At 68.4% G+C, this 15651-nt stretch carries 11 protein-coding genes, 1 tRNA gene and 2 pseudogenes; 9 read left to right on the top strand and 5 right to left on the bottom strand.

Annotation, left to right across the window (positions count from 1 at the left end; all coding sequences use genetic code 11):
• Positions 1–44: 44 nt before the first annotated feature.
• A complete protein-coding gene (locus GQF42_RS23715; protein ID WP_158923021.1) occupies positions 45–449 on the bottom strand; it encodes a nuclear transport factor 2 family protein in 405 nt (134 codons plus the stop codon).
• A gap of 674 nt (positions 450–1123) precedes the next feature.
• Between GQF42_RS23715 and GQF42_RS23720 the strand changes: the two genes are divergently transcribed.
• Entirely contained in the window at positions 1124–1570 is a 447-nt protein-coding gene (locus GQF42_RS23720) for a hypothetical protein (RefSeq protein ID WP_233273439.1), read from the top strand.
• 334 nt (positions 1571–1904) lie between these two features.
• Positions 1905–3755, top strand: coding sequence for a hypothetical protein (locus tag GQF42_RS23725; RefSeq protein ID WP_233273440.1), 1851 nt, complete (start codon positions 1905–1907; stop codon positions 3753–3755).
• Between the two features lie 248 nt (positions 3756–4003).
• Here GQF42_RS23725 and GQF42_RS23730 read toward each other — a convergent pair.
• A pseudogene (locus GQF42_RS23730) lies at positions 4004–4618 on the bottom strand (DUF1152 domain-containing protein); the annotation flags it as partial.
• Here GQF42_RS23730 and GQF42_RS23735 point away from each other — a divergent pair.
• Positions 4617–5084: pseudogene (locus GQF42_RS23735) on the top strand (tyrosine-type recombinase/integrase); the annotation flags it as partial. The pseudogenes GQF42_RS23730 and GQF42_RS23735 overlap by 2 nt on opposite strands.
• 49 nt (positions 5085–5133) lie before the next feature.
• On the opposite strand, the gene GQF42_RS23740 reads toward GQF42_RS23735, so the two are convergent.
• A tRNA-Gly gene (locus GQF42_RS23740) sits at positions 5134–5207 on the bottom strand.
• 585 nt (positions 5208–5792) lie between these two features.
• On the opposite strand from GQF42_RS23740, the gene dcd reads away from it, so the two are divergent.
• The 4 genes from dcd (at position 5793) to GQF42_RS23760 (ending at position 9819) form a co-directional block, all read left to right on the top strand.
• Positions 5793–6368 carry a dCTP deaminase gene (gene dcd, locus GQF42_RS23745; protein WP_158923027.1) on the top strand — a complete coding sequence of 192 codons (576 nt, stop codon included), beginning with the start codon at positions 5793–5795 and terminating at the stop codon, positions 6366–6368.
• Between the two features lie 14 nt (positions 6369–6382).
• Positions 6383–6901 carry a phosphoribosyltransferase gene (locus GQF42_RS23750; RefSeq protein ID WP_158923029.1) on the top strand — a complete coding sequence of 173 codons (519 nt, stop codon included), beginning with the start codon at positions 6383–6385 and terminating at the stop codon, positions 6899–6901.
• 223 nt (positions 6902–7124) lie between these two features.
• Positions 7125–8168, top strand: coding sequence for a GAF domain-containing protein (locus GQF42_RS23755; protein ID WP_158923031.1), 1044 nt, complete (start codon positions 7125–7127; stop codon positions 8166–8168).
• Positions 8169–8334: 166 nt separating this feature from the next.
• A complete protein-coding gene (locus GQF42_RS23760) occupies positions 8335–9819 on the top strand; it encodes a protein kinase domain-containing protein (RefSeq protein WP_158923033.1) in 1485 nt (494 codons plus the stop codon).
• A 169-nt stretch (positions 9820–9988) separates the two neighbouring features.
• Here GQF42_RS23760 and GQF42_RS23765 read toward each other — a convergent pair whose 3' ends face one another.
• Positions 9989–10963 carry a Yip1 family protein gene (locus GQF42_RS23765; protein WP_158923035.1) on the bottom strand — a complete coding sequence of 325 codons (975 nt, stop codon included), beginning with the start codon at positions 10961–10963 and terminating at the stop codon, positions 9989–9991.
• 678 nt (positions 10964–11641) lie between these two features.
• Here GQF42_RS23765 and GQF42_RS23775 point away from each other — a divergent pair.
• Positions 11642–12019, top strand: a complete 378-nt coding sequence (locus GQF42_RS23775) for an antibiotic biosynthesis monooxygenase family protein (protein WP_158923039.1) — start codon at positions 11642–11644, stop codon at positions 12017–12019.
• 79 nt (positions 12020–12098) lie between these two features.
• Here GQF42_RS23775 and GQF42_RS23780 read toward each other — a convergent pair whose 3' ends face one another.
• Positions 12099–14381 (bottom strand): (Fe-S)-binding protein, encoded by a 2283-nt coding sequence (locus tag GQF42_RS23780; protein WP_158923041.1) that lies wholly within the window; start codon positions 14379–14381, stop codon positions 12099–12101.
• 183 nt (positions 14382–14564) lie between these two features.
• Between GQF42_RS23780 and GQF42_RS23785 the strand changes: the two genes are divergently transcribed.
• Positions 14565–15584 (top strand): MraY family glycosyltransferase, encoded by a 1020-nt coding sequence (locus GQF42_RS23785; protein WP_158923043.1) that lies wholly within the window; start codon positions 14565–14567, stop codon positions 15582–15584.
• Positions 15585–15651 lie beyond the last annotated feature (67 nt).

A 15651-nucleotide genomic window follows, 5' to 3' on the forward strand; every position in this document is an offset into this window, starting at 1 on the left:
CAAAGCGACAGGCTGGTCACCGGTTGACTCGAGGCGGCCACGAATCAGGCTCCGGCGATGGTCCGGCCAGGGATCGCCTCCGCGAGCGCGACCCGCCAGGCCGGCGCGCCGAAGGGGTCGGCGAAGTACTGCGTCTCGTGCACCACGTGCTGGTCAGCGAATTCCATGATGCTCACCGAGTACGAAGGCACACCGTCGTAGGTGATGAGGCATTCGCTCACCCACAGATTCGCATGGCCGGTGATCCGCTGGACGGTGAAGTGCCGGTCGGCCGGGTGGCCGCCACGTTGCGCGGAGATCGTCGCGCGGCCCCGGAACCGCTCACCTGACTGCGGGTAGTCCAGGATCGCGTCCGTGGCGTAGATGGCGTGCTCGGCTTCGGTGTCCCCGCGTTCCGAGGCCCGCCAGTGCTCCTCGATCGCGGCCCTGGTCCGGGAGTCAGCTTCCATGGCACCGTCCTTCCGTAGCGGTGCCAGCCTAGGCACTCCGGGCCGCAGCCAGGCCGGGACCAAGCGGGCATGAGCTGCCAAGTCCTCCCTTTGGCCGGACCGGGGGCTGCAGCCGTCCACCGTGGCAACGGCGTCGTCCCCATTGCCCTAGACAACAACAAACCAACCCCAGGCCATTGACCTGGGGTTTCTCTCCGGAGCGGGTGACGAGAATCGAACTCGCGCTCTCAGCTTGGGAAGGCAAGGTGATCCACGTTCGATTGCTGTGCTGACCTGCGGCGGAGCCGTCTCGGCTTCCAGCTGGCCGCTGTCTGAGTCACCGCTGTTCCCCGTTGTTCCCCGCACGACCTGGCACGGGTCTGGCACGTCCGTCCTGCGGCGCCAACCATGGCAATGAATGAGACGGAAACCGAGATGGTCCCGTCTCGCCGCTGCCAGCGGTGGTGAGCCGCGTCGAAAGGGTTCACGATGAAGGTAGCAGCGGGCTAACAAGCCAACGGTGACTCATGTGGGGGGACTGGTCATCGTCGCGTATTCCCAGAGCCCTCCCCGCTGTCTGAGCTGGTTCCCTCGCTGGGCGCTTTCCGAGCAGACGATCACTGATCGTGCCCCGTGGACTGGTGCTTGCAGACCAGTCCACGGACACAAGGGTTGCCGGGCCGAGGAAGGTCGTGATGACTACAGAGGCTGAGCTGCTCAAGACCGACGACAAGCGGCTTGAGGAACTGTTTCGCCGGAGTCCGGCCGGCGAGATCCCCAAAGGCCCGATGGAGGGCCGGGCAATCTTCCCCGATGCAGGGCCTGAAGGGGCGTGGCTGCTTGCCAGCCTGGTGCATCTGTTCGCGTGGCGGGGCAAGGTCTTCAGCCCTGACGGCTATCTCAGCAACCGGCTCACACCGATGGACATTCTCTCCATCGTCGCCATGGTCGCGCCCGGCCCGAGCCTTCTGGACGACCAGGAGTGCATCGTCATCGACTACTCCAACACGTCCCTGGTGTTCGGGAGCGTTCGCGATGAGATCCGCCAGGTCGGCCCACACCTGTATTTGGGTCTGATCTGGCTGTCCGGCCGCAAGGTCGGATGGTTCACGCTGCGCCACCCCGACAACGGCGACGCATAGAGCCGACGCGCCGAAGCCCTCACCCCCTGGCCACGATCACACCGAGCGCCTGCCACTGGTAGCGCGGCTCCCTGCGAATGCTCAGCAAGACCCGTCGGTGCGTCAGATGTCTGTCCTGCGGACGGAGGCTTTGCCCCGTGCCGACATGACGAAAGGCCCGATCTTGCTTCCCTCCACCATGCACCTCCACAGAGCAACACGGCGATCCTTGCGCGGCGTTGGGAAGGCGGAGTTCTCCCGACACCGCACGGGCATCGCCCTTGCCGCATCGGCCACCATGGCCTTGGCCCTGACGGGACTTCCGGCGGCCACGCCCCCCGGCACACCGGCCCCGTTGCACGGAACTGTCACCAGCGCGGGAAAGCCGCTGTCCCACGCCAGCGTCACACTCTTCGCCGGTGACCGGCAGGACGTCCGGACGCTGGGGCGCGCCACGACAGACACCAACGGAGCCTTCCAGATCCGGCCCCGCCAGCGCACAGGCTCCGTGCTCTACGTCGAAGCCGTGCCCGCTGGGGACCGGTCGTTGCGTCTGCGCTCCGTCGTGGGGTTCGGCCCCAGGGGCGGCGTCGCGCAGCGCTCCGAGTCCGCTGTCACGGTCAACGAATTCACCACCGTCGCCGCCTCGTACGCATTGGCCCAGTTCACCGACCAGCGTGGCGTCACCGGGCCGAGCCCCGGCCTGGAGAACGCCGCAGCCACGTCCTACAGTCTCGCCGACCCGGCAACGGGTAAGCCCGGCAAGGTCGTCACCGACCAGAACAACGGCAGCAAGAACGACACCCTGGCCACTCTCAGTACCCTGGCGAACCTCATCTCGCTCTGCGCGCCGGGAGCGAACACTGGGCATTGCAAGGACATGCTGCAGTGGGCCACGCCGCAGGGCGGCAGCACACCGGGTGACACGGCCCAAGCGGTGGCCAACCTCGCCCGGAACCCGAAACTGGCCACGAGCAAGCTGTACGCCCTGGCCGGGCAGGCACACACCTACAGCCCCGCGCTCACCGCCGCCCCGGCGGCCTGGGTCCTGGCGCTGCACTACACCGCTCCGAAGGTCTACGCCCCCGGCCGGATCGCCGTCGACGCCAAGGGCAACATCTGGGCTGCCAACAACTGGCTGCCCGGGACACGAAACCCCAGCCCCTACGTCACCGTGCAGGACCCCGTGGGCAATCCCATTTTCAACAGTCCCATCAGCGGCGGTGGCATGAAGGCGGGCGCCTGGGGCCTCGCCATCGACCACCAGGGCTTCGTCTGGGTGCCCAGCTACGCCGGGGACGCCATGGCGAAATACTCGCCGGCCGGGAAGCCGCTGTCGCCCAGCACGGGATTCAAGAACGGCGACCTGAACCACCCCCAGGGCACCGCGGTCGACCAGAGGGGCAACGTCTGGATCGCGAACTTCTACGGCCTCAAGGGCAACCCCGGCAAGGGAAGCGTCATCGTCTACCCCCACGGTGATCCCTCCAAGGCGATCACCATCACCGGGGGCGGACTCGACCACCCGTTCTCGCTCCAGATCGACGGCTACGGCCGGGCCTGGGTGTCCAACGCGCGCCTCAACGGGGCGAAACACCTCGACACACGCGTACTCAAGGGCCACGTAGGCGGCAGCGTCACCGTCATCGGACCCGACTTCAAGCCGACCTCGTTCTCGCCCATCAAGGACGCCTCATTCGACTGGCCCCTCGCCCTCGCCGTCGACTCCAAGAACAACGTGTGGGTGCCGAGCTTCGTCAGCAACTCGGTCACCGAAATCGGGTCCAACGGAAAGGTGACAGGCGTACACAAACTCCCCACGGCCATCGCCCCCTGGTCCGTGGCCATCGACGGGTCCGACCGCGTCTGGGTGGCCGGCTTCGGCGCGCCCACCGTCTCCGTCCTGTGCGGCGTGAACACCAGCGCGTGCCCGTCCGGCTCTTCAACTGGCTCCGTGCTGTCGCCGCCCGACGGCTACCGCAGCAAGTCCATCCAGCACCTCACCGCCGTCCAGCTCGACCAGTCCGGCAACGTCTGGCTGGCCAACAACTGGTCCAAGATCATCCCGCCCACCGGCGGCAACGGCCTGGTCGAACTCATCGGAGTCGCCACACCCGTCTGCACACCCCTGAACCCCCTACCGGCACGCCCGACAGCCACTGGCACAACCGCCTGCTCAACCCAGACCAGCGTCCAGTCCGGATGAGAATGGCCCACGTAGTGCTGCCGTCGAGTGCGAAAGGATCGCGGAGCCGACCGCCCCGGCCACGGCGTACCTCTTCTCTGGCATCAGGCTGCTGATCGCTGTGCGCGCGGAACGGGCGCCGGCCGGGCTGGAGCGGGGCGGAGACAGAGCGCAGGCCCGGCCGGGGACCGGGCCGCGCGCGGGGAGCGGAGCGATCCGCCTTGAACCAGCAGAGAAAGTTGTACTCAATCGGCCGCGTGGGGTTTGTCTTCACGGCTGTATGCCTCGGCCTCGTCCAGAGTCGTGGTCGTCATGATGGAGCGGGCGAGCTGGTTGCGGCTCAACGCCTCGTCCAGGTCGACTTCATGGACCCTCGGCCCCTCATCAGTCAGCGGCACGGGAAGGCCGGCATCCCGTACCTCGCAGGTTCCCCGCACTCCTTGCGCCGTGGCCGCGAGCATCCCGGTTGCCTCGGAAGGGTGCCAGTCCAGGGCAGAGCTGATCGACTTCACGTCGTCTGTCGTGAAGGTGAGGACGACGGGACCCAGCAAGCCGCGGAAGTCGTCTGCCGGGAGTTCACCGTCCAGGCCGGGACCGGCTACCAGCAGTCGGATAGGCGCGTTCACCTGGCAGCACGCGGCCAAGGTGAGGGCATCAGCAAGGGGGCTCTTCGGCGTCGGCTCATCGCCTCGCGCGAGGATGTCACCGCCCATGTCCAGGAGGTCAATCGACTCGGGCTCCAGGTGGCTTACCAACTCTTCGAGTTGGCGCGTGATGCCCTCGGCGCCGTGGTGAGGGTCGATCAGGGCGAAGGTGTGCGGGAGTTCTGCGGCGAGTCGAGGAAGGGTCGATCCAGCTGGAGCGATCGGGCGAGCCGTGGCTGGGCGACGCGTGCAGAGCGACACCAAGAGCGAAGCGGGAACTCGGACTGTGATTCTTCCCGCCTTCCTCCGCCGGGAGCTGCGCTGGCACCTGGAGAGCTACGCCGGACCAGGGCCGGACGGGCTGATCTTCGTCGGGGAGAAGGGCGCCCCCTTCCGCCACAGCACCTTCGGGCGGAAGTGGCATAGGGCCCGTGAGATTGTCGGCATGCCGGAGGGCTTCCGGTTCTGCGATCTCCGGCACACCGGACACACTCTGTCCACCCGGTCCGGCGCCACCTTCAAGGACACGATGGTCCGCGCCGGACAGTCCTCCGAGAAGGCCGCGCTGATCCACCAGCACTCCGGCGACGATCGACAGGAAGAGGCCGCCGACGGCCTCGACGCCACCGTCCGGAAGGCTCGGGCGGAGGCAGCCAAGAAGACGGTCGACAAGCCTTCTGGCACGAATCTGGCACGCGGCGAGTGATCACCACGCACAGCAAAAAGGCCCGGGTCTGTGACCTGGGCCTTCTTCATGGAGCGGGTGACGAGAATCGAACTCGCGCTCTCAGCTTGGGAAGCTGATGTTCTACCATTAAACTACACCCGCGTAAGTACGGACCGACCAGCCTTGACAAGTCGATGTCCGGACGCTGCTCACTGTACATCATCGCAGACCCCCGGTGCTCAGGCCCGGGGGTCTGAGGTTGTTTCAGGGGCGGGATCCGGCTGCGGGCGGCCGGAGTTGGGGCGTACGGTGGAGGCCTTGGGGAGGGGCCGGGCGGGGCGGAGTGCCGCCTGGAGAGTCGTCTCTTTGATCCCGTAATGTGGCTTTTGTCGTCAGGGGTCGTACGCCCGACGAGGGTCTTGGGGAAGGGACTAAAGGGACTTGATGGAACGCACCGTCGTCCGTTGTGCGGACGGGCACGTCTTCAGCGCCGCTTCGTTCCCGATGCAGCAGGCCGAGCGACTCGGTCCCGGTCGGCTCATGAGGTGTCCCGGGTGCGCCCGGCTGCGCAGCGTGGTGCCGGTCGCCCTGCAGAAGCGTTAGCGAAGCAGGGGGCGCGGGAGACACAGGAGACGCGGGAGAAGAAGCAGTAACGGGGGCCGCGGCGCACGCCGCAGCGACAGTTGCCAGGGCGCGCTGAGTCGTCACGATTGTCACGGCTCCGCGCGCCTTGCGTATCCTCGCTACGTGCTTCTCTCAGACAAGGACATCCGGGCCGAGATCGACGCCGGGCGGGTACGGATCGATCCCTACGACCAATCCATGGTGCAGCCGTCGAGCATCGACGTACGGCTGGACCGGTACTTCCGGGTGTTCGAGAACCACCGGTACCCGCACATCGACCCCTCGGTCGAGCAGCCCGATCTGACGCGGCTCGTGGAGCCCGAAGGGGACGAGCCGTTCATTCTCCATCCCGGGGAGTTCGTGCTCGCCTCGACGTACGAGGTCATCACGCTGCCCGACGATCTCGCCTCGCGCCTGGAGGGGAAGTCCTCGCTCGGGCGGCTCGGGCTGGTGACCCACTCCACCGCCGGGTTCATCGACCCCGGCTTCAGCGGGCATGTGACCCTCGAACTGTCCAACCTCGCCACGCTGCCCATCAAGCTCTGGCCCGGGATGAAGATCGGCCAGCTGTGCATGTTCCGGCTGACCTCGCCCGCCGAGTTCCCGTACGGCAGCGACCGTTACGGCTCCCGTTACCAGGGGCAGCGCGGGCCGACCGCCTCGCGGTCCTACGTCAATTTCCATCGGACCCAGGTGTGAGGGCAAGCACAGGCATGAGCGAGACGCAGGGCGTGCGGGAGAACCTGACCTACGAGGCGTTCGGCGGCGCCATCCGTGAGCTGGCGCAGACCATCGCCGACGACGGGTACGAGCCCGACATCGTGCTCAGCATCGCCCGGGGCGGGGTGTTCGTCGCCGGCGGGCTCGCCTACGCCCTCGACTGCAAGAACATCCATCTCGTGAACGTCGAGTTCTACACCGGTGTGGGAACCACCCTGGAAATGCCGGTCATGCTCGCGCCCGTCCCCAACGTGATCGACTTCTCCGACAAGAAGGTGCTGATCACCGACGACGTCGCCGACACCGGCAAGACCCTGAAGCTCGTGCGCGACTTCTGCCTCGACACCGTCGCCGAGGTGCGCTCCGCTGTGGTCTACGAGAAGTCCCACTCGCTCGTGAAGTGCGAGTACGTCTGGAAGCGGACCGACGACTGGATCAACTTCCCGTGGAGTGTCCTGCCTCCAGTACATAGGTCGGGGGAGACGGCCAAGGAGAACAAGGAAGCGCTCTGACCTGCGGGCACACCGAGAGTGCGGGTGACGTGGCCACACGGGGTCACCGCATGGTGTGCCACCGTTCCCAGCGGCTGAGAGAGACATGCCGTCCGGCCTCATCCTGCTCCTCCGGGGCCCACTGCAGCGTTCCCGTCCCGGCTCAGAGGGCCTGGAGGCCTGTGCAGCGTGGCAACGGAAACGTAAACTCGTCACAAGGCACCCGATCGAGGCTGTGGTGCGCATGAACCACTTCCAGAACCTGGTGGGGCCGCTCGAGCAGGTGACGGCTTCCTACCGTGCCGTGCGGCCACGGTCGGCGCGCAAGGTGTCGGTCACGCAGAGAGCCGACCAACTCGCCGCGTGGGTCGCCCTCAGCCTGGATGAGCCGGCGGCGCTCAAGAACCTGCACGACGAGGCCGCGGAGCTGCGCGACGTTGCCCGGCTGAGCGATGCACTTCCGAGGATCGCCGAGGGAGCGATGACGCTCATCGGCGCCGAGTTCGGGAACATCCAGTTCCTGAACCCCCTCGACGACTCCCTGGTCCTGGTCACCCAGTCGGGGTTCAAGCAGGAGTTCCTCGACCACTTCGCGGTGGTCCATGACAACCGCTCGGTCTGCGGTCGGGCCGCCCGGCAGTGCGCCCAGGCAGTCACGCCCGACGTCCGCGAGGACCCCGCCTTCACCCCGCACCAGAAGACCTTCCGTGCCGCAGGGGTGCGCGCGGTCCAGTCGACGCCGCTGGTCGATCGCGCCGGGCGGCTGGTCGGGGTGATCTCGACCCACGCGTCGCAGCCCGGCCGTCCGTCCGATCAGGACCTGTGGACCATGCAGCTCTACGCGCAGCTCGCCGGGGAGGCCGTCGCACGGCACCTGGCCGGCCCGCGTGTCGACGGTCATCCGGCCGACCTGCCGCACAACAGCACCGACCTGTACCGGCGCGCGGCACTCCTCGAGGGAGCCGGGCCCAGGAGCGGGGTGACCCACTGGGTGTACCGGGTGGACGAACCGTGCGGTTCCGAGGGGTGTCGCATGTACGGAGTCCACCCCGCCCAGTGGCGCGGCAGGATGACCACCGACAGCCCCGGCCAGGACGCGGAGTACGTTGCAGCCCTTGTCGTCCGCGAGCTGATGGCCGACTGGGACATGCGTGGACTGCGCAGCAAGAGGCCCGTACACGTGCACGTCTGGCGCGGCTGGGAGGGCACCCTGCAGAGCGCGGCCTTCACCATGGAGCTCCAGCCCGACCCCCGCGCGGACCGGCCTCCGGCCGTCGACGCCCTGTAGGAGCGGGATACCGGCCGACCGCACAGCAGTTGTCGAACCCCCCGTGGTCCTGATCACATCACCCGAGGGGAACGACATCCCGTGCCCATGGACTCCTTGCGTCTGTCGAACTCTGTCGAACAGGGTCTGCGATCCGCGGACTGCCGACGGTCGTGGGGGGAACGCGGTGGAGCACAGGACGCTGGGGCAGCGGTACGAGCTGGTGGAGCAGCTGGGCCAGGGTGGCATGGGCACGGTGTACCGGGCCGTCGACCACCGCCTGCGCCGTACCGTCGCGGTCAAGACCCTCTCCGCCGAGCTGGTGCGGCAGCCGCAGTTCCTCGCCCGGTTCCAGCGCGAGGCGCACGCCGCCGCCGCGCTCAATCACCCCGGCGTGGCGACCGTGTACGACGTGGGCGAGGACGCGGTGGACGGCTTCGCCGCGCCGTACCTCGTCATGGAGTACGTCGAGGGCCGCACTCTCGCCCACGAGCTGAGGGACGGCCCGCTGCCGGCCGAGCAGGCGGCGGACGTGGCGGGGCAGGTGCTCGAGGCCCTGCGGCACAGCCACGGGCACGGCATCGTGCACCGGGACATCAAGCCGGCGAACGTCATGCTCACCCGGGCCGGCACGGCCAAGATCCTTGATTTCGGCATCGCGAAGGCGCTCAGCGAGGTGGCGACCCGGCTGACCGGGACAGGTGTGGCGGTCGGTACGCCTGCCTATCTCGCGCCGGAACAGATAGAAGGCCGCGACACGGACCACCGGACGGATCTGTACGCGGTGGGCTGCCTGCTGTACGAGTTGCTGACCGGCCGCCCTCCCTACACCGGGGAGTCGCCGTTCTCGGTGATGCACCAGCACCTGGTACAGGAGCCTGTGCCGCCGTCGCTGCTGCGCCCGGGTCTGTCGCCGGGCGTGGACGCGGTGGTGCTGCGGGCGCTGCGCAAGCGCCGCGAGGACCGGTTCGCCGACGCGGCGGAGATGAAGTCGGAACTGGAGCGGGTCGCGCAGACACCCATGGTGCCCGCGATGCCGACCCCGACCGAGGTGGATCGACCTGCTCCGCAGGCCCAGCCCGAGTCGGTGGAGGCTGTGCGGCGCGACGAGGCGGCGACGGGAGCGGACCGGGTCCGGTCCCTGGGCCGGGTGGTGTTCCGGCCCACGCCGGAGGGGATGGTCGCGCTCCTCGGCAGCACCCTCGCGGTGGTGGTGTCGCGCTCCGAGATGATCAGTACCGAGCACTTCCCGCTGGTCGCGCTGCTCGGTGGCCTCGCGGGGTGCGCACTGCTGCTGTGGTCGGCGCGCCTGGCGTGTGCCGTGGCCTGGGCTCCGGTGGCGGAGGCGGTGGCGGTGTGGTCGGAGTTCTCCCGCGCCAACGTGGGCTGGGAGACGAGGTACGTCGTCATCGCCCTGCTGCTGGGGCTCGTCGCCGGGCTGTGTCTGGTGGCCGGTTACCGGGACGAGCGCTCGGGCGGATTCGCGTTGGTGGCGTTCTGGTTCACGGGGCTGACGTCGGTGTGGTTCTTCCTCGACGACCTGCGCAAGATCGGCGTGTTCTACGTCGTGCTGCTCGGGGTCTGCCTCGCCCTCGGCGCCCAGACCCTCAAGACCCGTCTCGCCGAGTCCGGCCGCCCCGCCGTCCCGGTCCCGGAGCGGGCCGCCCGCTGAGCCGGTCCTGGCCCCTGGCCCCCGCTCGCGGGCCATGCCGGGCAGGCTCCCGGCACCTGGTCCCGGAGGACCGGCGCCTGGTCCGGGGCACGGAAAAGGGCCCCTGTCCTGCCGGAGCCCTTCGTCGTACCGCCGTTCGCACCGGGCCGGGAAAGCGGCCCCGTGCGAACTAGAACGTGCCCAGCTTCACGATCGACAGCAGCGCGATCAGCTGGATCGCCGACGCGCCCAGCGCCTTCGGCCACGGCAGGTCGTGGGAGCGGGAGACCATCAGGGTCAGCAGCGCGCCCGCGCCGATCCAGGTGGCCCAGCCGAGCAGTTGGACGAAGCCCGCGTCGCCGCCGGCGAACATGGCGACCAGCAGGCGGGGCGCGTCCGTGAGGGACGTGATCAGCATGGACAGGCCGACCGTCGGCTGCCAGGCGCCGTCACCGCCGAGCTGGCGGGCCAGGGTGTGGGTGACCACGCCCAGGATGAACAGGCCCAGCACCATCACGACCGCCGTGATCAGCACGATCGGCACCGCGTTGGAGAGCGTCGCGCCGATCGCGTCCTTGCGGGCGCCGTCGAAGCCGAAGACGGCGAGCAGGCCGTAGAGGAACGTGGTGATGAGCGCCGGGGTCCACATCGTGTAGTCCCGCATGCGCAGGAACGTCTGGTTGGGGGAGAGGAGGATCCCCTTCAGCAGTTCCTTCCAGTGCAGCGGCGGGCCGAGCGGGGCCGCGGGCGCGGTCGCCGAGCCGGCCTGGTAGGTCGCTCCCTGGGTGTAGCCGGCGGCCTCGTCGATCGAGAACGCCTGGGTGTGGCCCGGGTTGTTGGCCGCGTACGGGTCCGGCGCACCGTGTCCGGCACCGGCCGGATGGCCGCCGCCGTCGCCGAAGTACTCCGGGCCGTCCTCACCCGGACCCGGGTACCCGTACGGCTGTCCCTGCTGCGGGTGCGGCCGCTGCTGTCCCTGGTGCGGGTACGGCGGCTGCGGCGCCGGCGGGTAGCTGTACGACGGGCCCGACGGCCGGCCGTACGAGGGCCCCGCGGGCTGCCCGTACCGCGGCCCCGGCCGGCCGTTCGACGGGGCCTGCGGTGCCTGCTGTCCTTGGGGGGTGCGGTTGTCCCGGTCCCCTCGTCCGATCCTGAATCCAGCCACGTCATCGAACGTACCTGGTCCCGGAGAGCGCTGTGGCGGGCCCGGGCGTCAGGGCCCGGCTTTGCGGCCGACCTGTGACATCCCGTAAGGGACCGTCAGGGGACGGATCCGGGGAAATCCAGGGTTTGCCGGGGAGGTCGGTCCAGGAAGCCGCCGCCCACGGTCGTCAGGTGGACGGCCCCTGTGCAGTCGACGAGGTGCGGACCGTCCGTGTCGGCCGTGAGGTGTCCCGTGGTCCGTCCGGGGGCGTGGGGCACCACACTCCGAACACGTGGCGCGCGACTCATCAAGGGCCGACAGCCGAGATCACCTTTCCATTTTTGTTGATCATGAAGCCTTGCTGGGCCAGCGCAGCGATAAGGCCGAAGATCGCGACGCCCATGGGGGGACGTGTCCAGGTAGGGCTCTTCGACGCTGACGAGCAGCACGCCGTGTTTGGCCAACTCCTCATTGATCAGCATGGCCTCAAGGGCACCCTGCCGAGTGAGGCGGGACAGCGAGAACACGACCACTGCGTCCAGGTGCCCAGCCGGATTTACCGACGTCGGCGAAGTGGCCCGCGTTGTCCCAGCCTTTGGCCGTGATCAGCGCCTCGCACTTGGTCCGCTGCGCTTCGGGGGACGACGCGGAGTCGTCCTCACGCTTCCTTGACCGTCAGATGTAGGACACTGCGCGCACATGGTCCAGATTAGGGGTCCAGTCGGAGCCCCGTTTGACGAGAGGTGTCATGTGCCTAGCGTAGTAAAAATCAACGTGCTGACCGTTCCCGCCGAGCAGCGGGAGGTGCTGGAGAAGCGGTTCGCCTCGCGTGCCCACGCGGTGGAGAACTCCGACGGCTTCGAGTGGTTCGAGCTGCTGCGGCCCGTCGAGGGCACCGACACCTACCTCGTGTACACGCGCTGGCGGGACGAGGCGTCGTTCCATGCCTGGATGGAGGGGCCGATGAAGGCCGCGCACCAGGGCGGCGCGGAGGGCGAGCGCCCGAAGCCGGCGGCCTCCGGCTCCACCCTGTGGTCCTTCGAGGTGGTGCAGCAGGCGGGGCCCAAGTCCGCGTAGGGCATCGCCCGCACGCCCGTAGACGACGACGCCCCCCTGTCCGAGACGGACAGGGGGGCGTCTGACGTGACGGCCCGTTCTACTTCACGGGTTCGGGCTCGGGTGCGTTCTCGGTCTCGGTCCGGCCGGCGGGGTCGGCGGGGGTCCTGACGGAGTCGAGGAGGAGCTGGGCGACGTCGACGACCTGGATGGACTCCTTCGCCGTTCCGTCGTTCTTCTTGCCGTTGACGGAGTCGGTGAGCATGACGAGGCAGAACGGGCAGGCGGTGGAGACGATGTCGGGGTTGAGGGAGAGGGCTTCGTCGACGCGTTCGTTGTTGATGCGCTTGCCGATGCGCTCTTCCATCCACATCCGGGCGCCGCCGGCGCCGCAGCAGAAGCCGCGTTCCTTGTGGCGGTGCATCTCCTCGTTGCGCAGGCCCGGGACCTTGCCGATGATCTCGCGCGGGGGCGTGTAGATCTTGTTGTGGCGGCCGAGGTAGCAGGGGTCGTGGTAGGTGATGATGCCCTCGACGGGGGTGACGGGGATCAGCTTGCCCTCGTCGACCAGGTGCTGCAGCAGCTGGGTGTGGTGGATGACCTCGTAGTCGCCGCCGAGCTGGGGGTATTCGTTGCCGATCGTGTTGAGGCAGTGCGGGCAGGTGGCGACGATCTTCTTGGCGGACCGGGGCTTCTTCGACTCGGCGGTGACCTTGCCCTCGTCGTCCAGCTCCTCGCCGAACGCGGTGTTGAGGGCCATCACGTTCTCCATGCCCAGTTCCTGGAAGAGGGGTTCGTTGCCCAGGCGGCGGGCGGAGTCACCGGTGCACTTCTCGTCGCCGCCCATGATGGCGAACTTCACGCCGGCGATGTGGAGGAGTTCGGCGAAGGCCTTGGTGGTCTTCTTCGCGCGGTCCTCCAGGGCGCCGGCGCAGCCGACCCAGTACAGGTACTCGACCTCGGTGAGGTCCTCGATGTCCTTGCCGAGGACCGGGATCTCGAAGTCGACTTCCTTGGTCCATTCCAGGCGCTGCTTCTTGGCCAGGCCCCAGGGGTTGCCCTTCTTCTCCAGGTTCTTGAGCATCGTGCCGGCCTCGGAGGGGAACGCGGACTCGATCATGACCTGGTAGCGGCGCATGTCGACGATGTGGTCGATGTGCTCGATGTCGACGGGGCACTGTTCGACGCAGGCGCCGCAGGTGGTGCAGGACCACAGCACGTCGGGGTCGATGACGCCGCCTTCCTGGGCGGTGCCGATCAGCGGGCGTTCGGCCTCGGCCAGGGCGGCGGCGGGCACTCCGGCCAGCTGCTCCTTGCCCGCCTTCTCCTCGCCCTCCGTGGTCTTGCCGCCGCCGGCCAGCAGGTAGGGCGCCTTGGCGTGGGCGTGGTCCCGCAGCGACATGATCAGCAGCTTGGGGGACAGGGGCTTGCCGGTGTTCCAGGCGGGGCACTGCGACTGGCAGCGGCCGCACTCGGTGCAGGTGGAGAAGTCCAGCAGGCCCTTCCAGGAGAACTGCTCGACCTGGGAGACGCCGAAGACGTCGTCCTCGCCGGGGTCCTCGAAGTTGATCGGCTTGCCGTCCGAGGTCATCGGCAGCAGCGCGCCGAGAGAGGTCCCGCCGTCGGCGTTGCGCTTGAACCAGATGTTCGGGAAGGCCAGGAAGCGGTGCCAGGCCACGCCCATGTCGGTCTTGAGCGCGACCACGATCATCCAGATGAAGGACGTCGCGATCTTCAGACCCGCGAAGAAGTAGGTGAGGTTCTGGAGCGTGGAGACGTCCATGCCCTTCAGCCACGCCACGACCGGGTACGAGATGAAGAAGGAGGCCTCGTAGCCGTCGACGTGGTGCTGGGCGCCCTCGAGCGCGTGCAGCATGAAGATGCAGACGCCGACGACGAGGATGACGGTCTCGACGAAGTACGCCTGGCCGAAACTCGAGCCGGCGAAGCGGGACTTGCGGCCCGGCTTGTTCGGCTTGCTCAGCTGGCGGATGACGACCAGGACCGCGATGCCGAGCACCGTCGTCGTACCGATGAACTCGACGAAGACGTTGTACGGCGTCCAGTCGCCGATGACCGGCAGGATCCAGTCGGCCTTGAAGAGCTGGCCGATGGCGTTGACGATCGTCAGCAGCAGTGTGTAGAAGCCGATCGCCACGAACCAGTGCGCCACTCCCACGACGCCCCAGCGGTTCATGCGGGTGTGGCCGAGGAACTCCTTGGCCACGGTGACGGTGCGCTGTGCGGGGTCGTTGGTCCTGGTCCCGGCCGGAACCGGCTGGCCCAACCGCATGAAGTTGAAGATCTGCAGGAGGGCGCGGCCGAACAGAGCCACGCCGACCACGATCAGGACCAGCGACACGATGATCGCGGCGAGTTGCATTGGGGCTCCTGAGGCGGCCTTGAACTGAGCGATATTACTAAGCGGTAACTTATGCAGTCCGTCTGAGACTACCCCCATCATCCTTCGGGATGCAGCAGGCCTCGGGGTGATGCGCGTCATCCCCCGGCTCATCAGATCGTGTTATTCATACCGAATTGCTACATTCGCCCCTACCTTAGAGCCGTGCTCTACGGGATCGCCGCCGCCACCGCCGCCCTTCTGCTCGCCGCTCTCCTCGCGGCGCTGCTCAGGGGGCCCGCGCTGCGGGCGGGCATCGTCGACCGGCGCATGCAGCGCCGCCTGCCGCTGCTCGGCGGGCTCGCCGTGGTGGCCGTCACCTGCTTCGTCGCCTGGGTCGGCGAGTGGACCCGGATCGCCCCGCTCGGGGACGGGGTCGGCAGGCTGCTGATCGTCGCCGCGGTGCTCGCCGCGCTGGGCCTGGTCGCCGATGTGTGGCGGCTTCGCGCGCGCGTGCTCGTCGCCGGTACGGCCGTGGCGGCGTTCTGCGTGGTGCCGTACGACGAGACGGGTGTGCCGGGCGGGATGCTCGCCGTGTGCTGGATCGTGGTCGCCTCGCTCGCCTTCAAGGGGCTCGATCACGTGGACGGGCTGGCGGGGACCGTCGGGGTCGTCACCGCCTTCGGGGCCGGAGCCTGTGCCGCCGCCGAGGTGCTGGACGGGCTCGCCGTCCTGCTGAGCGTGTTCGCCGCCGCGCTCACCGGCTTTCTGATGCACAACTGGCATCCCGCGCGGATCGGGCTCGGTGCCTGCGGCTCCCTGTTCACCGGGTTCCTGCTGTCCTCCTCGCTCGTCCTCACGCGCGCGGGCTACGGGCTCGGGCCGAGCGCGGCGGTGGTGTGCTGTTTCGGTGCGGTCGCCCTCGCCGACGCCGTACTCGTGGTTCTCGCCCGGTGGCTGGCCCGGCGCCCGCTGCTGCGGCGCGGTCCCGACCATCTCGCGCACCGGCTGCGCCGGCTCGGGCTCACCCCGCCGGGCTCCGTCGTGCTGCTGGGCGCCGGCTCCTTCTCGACGGTGCTCGTGGGGGTGCTGATGCACACCGGGTGGACCGGTGAGCGGGCCGTGCTGTGGGTGGCCGGAGGGGTGCTGGTGACGGTCGCCGTACTCCTTCGTATCCCTGTCCAGCGGCCCCGGGAGACGACATCTGTGCAGGTCAGCGGCCAGTTGCGTGTAAGGAACGGATAAGACTTGAGTCGCTGCGACTCAGGTCTGTTGACCCAGCGCGGGGAGTCGTGCACACTTGAGTCCGTTC

Source organism: Streptomyces broussonetiae (assembly GCF_009796285.1).
GTDB lineage: Bacteria > Actinomycetota > Actinomycetes > Streptomycetales > Streptomycetaceae > Streptomyces > Streptomyces broussonetiae.

Bases quoted from the DNA above. Each gene is read 5' to 3' on its own strand.
- GQF42_RS23715 (WP_158923021.1), bottom strand. From the start codon at position 449: ATGGAAGCTGACTCCCGGACCAGGGCCGCGATCGAGGAGCACTGGCGG.
- GQF42_RS23720 (WP_233273439.1), top strand. From the start codon at position 1,124: ATGACTACAGAGGCTGAGCTGCTCAAGACCGACGACAAGCGGCTTGAG.
- GQF42_RS23750 (WP_158923029.1), top strand. From the start codon at position 6,383: ATGAGCGAGACGCAGGGCGTGCGGGAGAACCTGACCTACGAGGCGTTC.
- GQF42_RS23755 (WP_158923031.1), top strand. From the start codon at position 7,125: ATGAACCACTTCCAGAACCTGGTGGGGCCGCTCGAGCAGGTGACGGCT.
- GQF42_RS23775 (WP_158923039.1), top strand. From the start codon at position 11,642: ATGGTCCAGATTAGGGGTCCAGTCGGAGCCCCGTTTGACGAGAGGTGT.
- GQF42_RS23780 (WP_158923041.1), bottom strand. From the start codon at position 14,381: ATGCAACTCGCCGCGATCATCGTGTCGCTGGTCCTGATCGTGGTCGGC.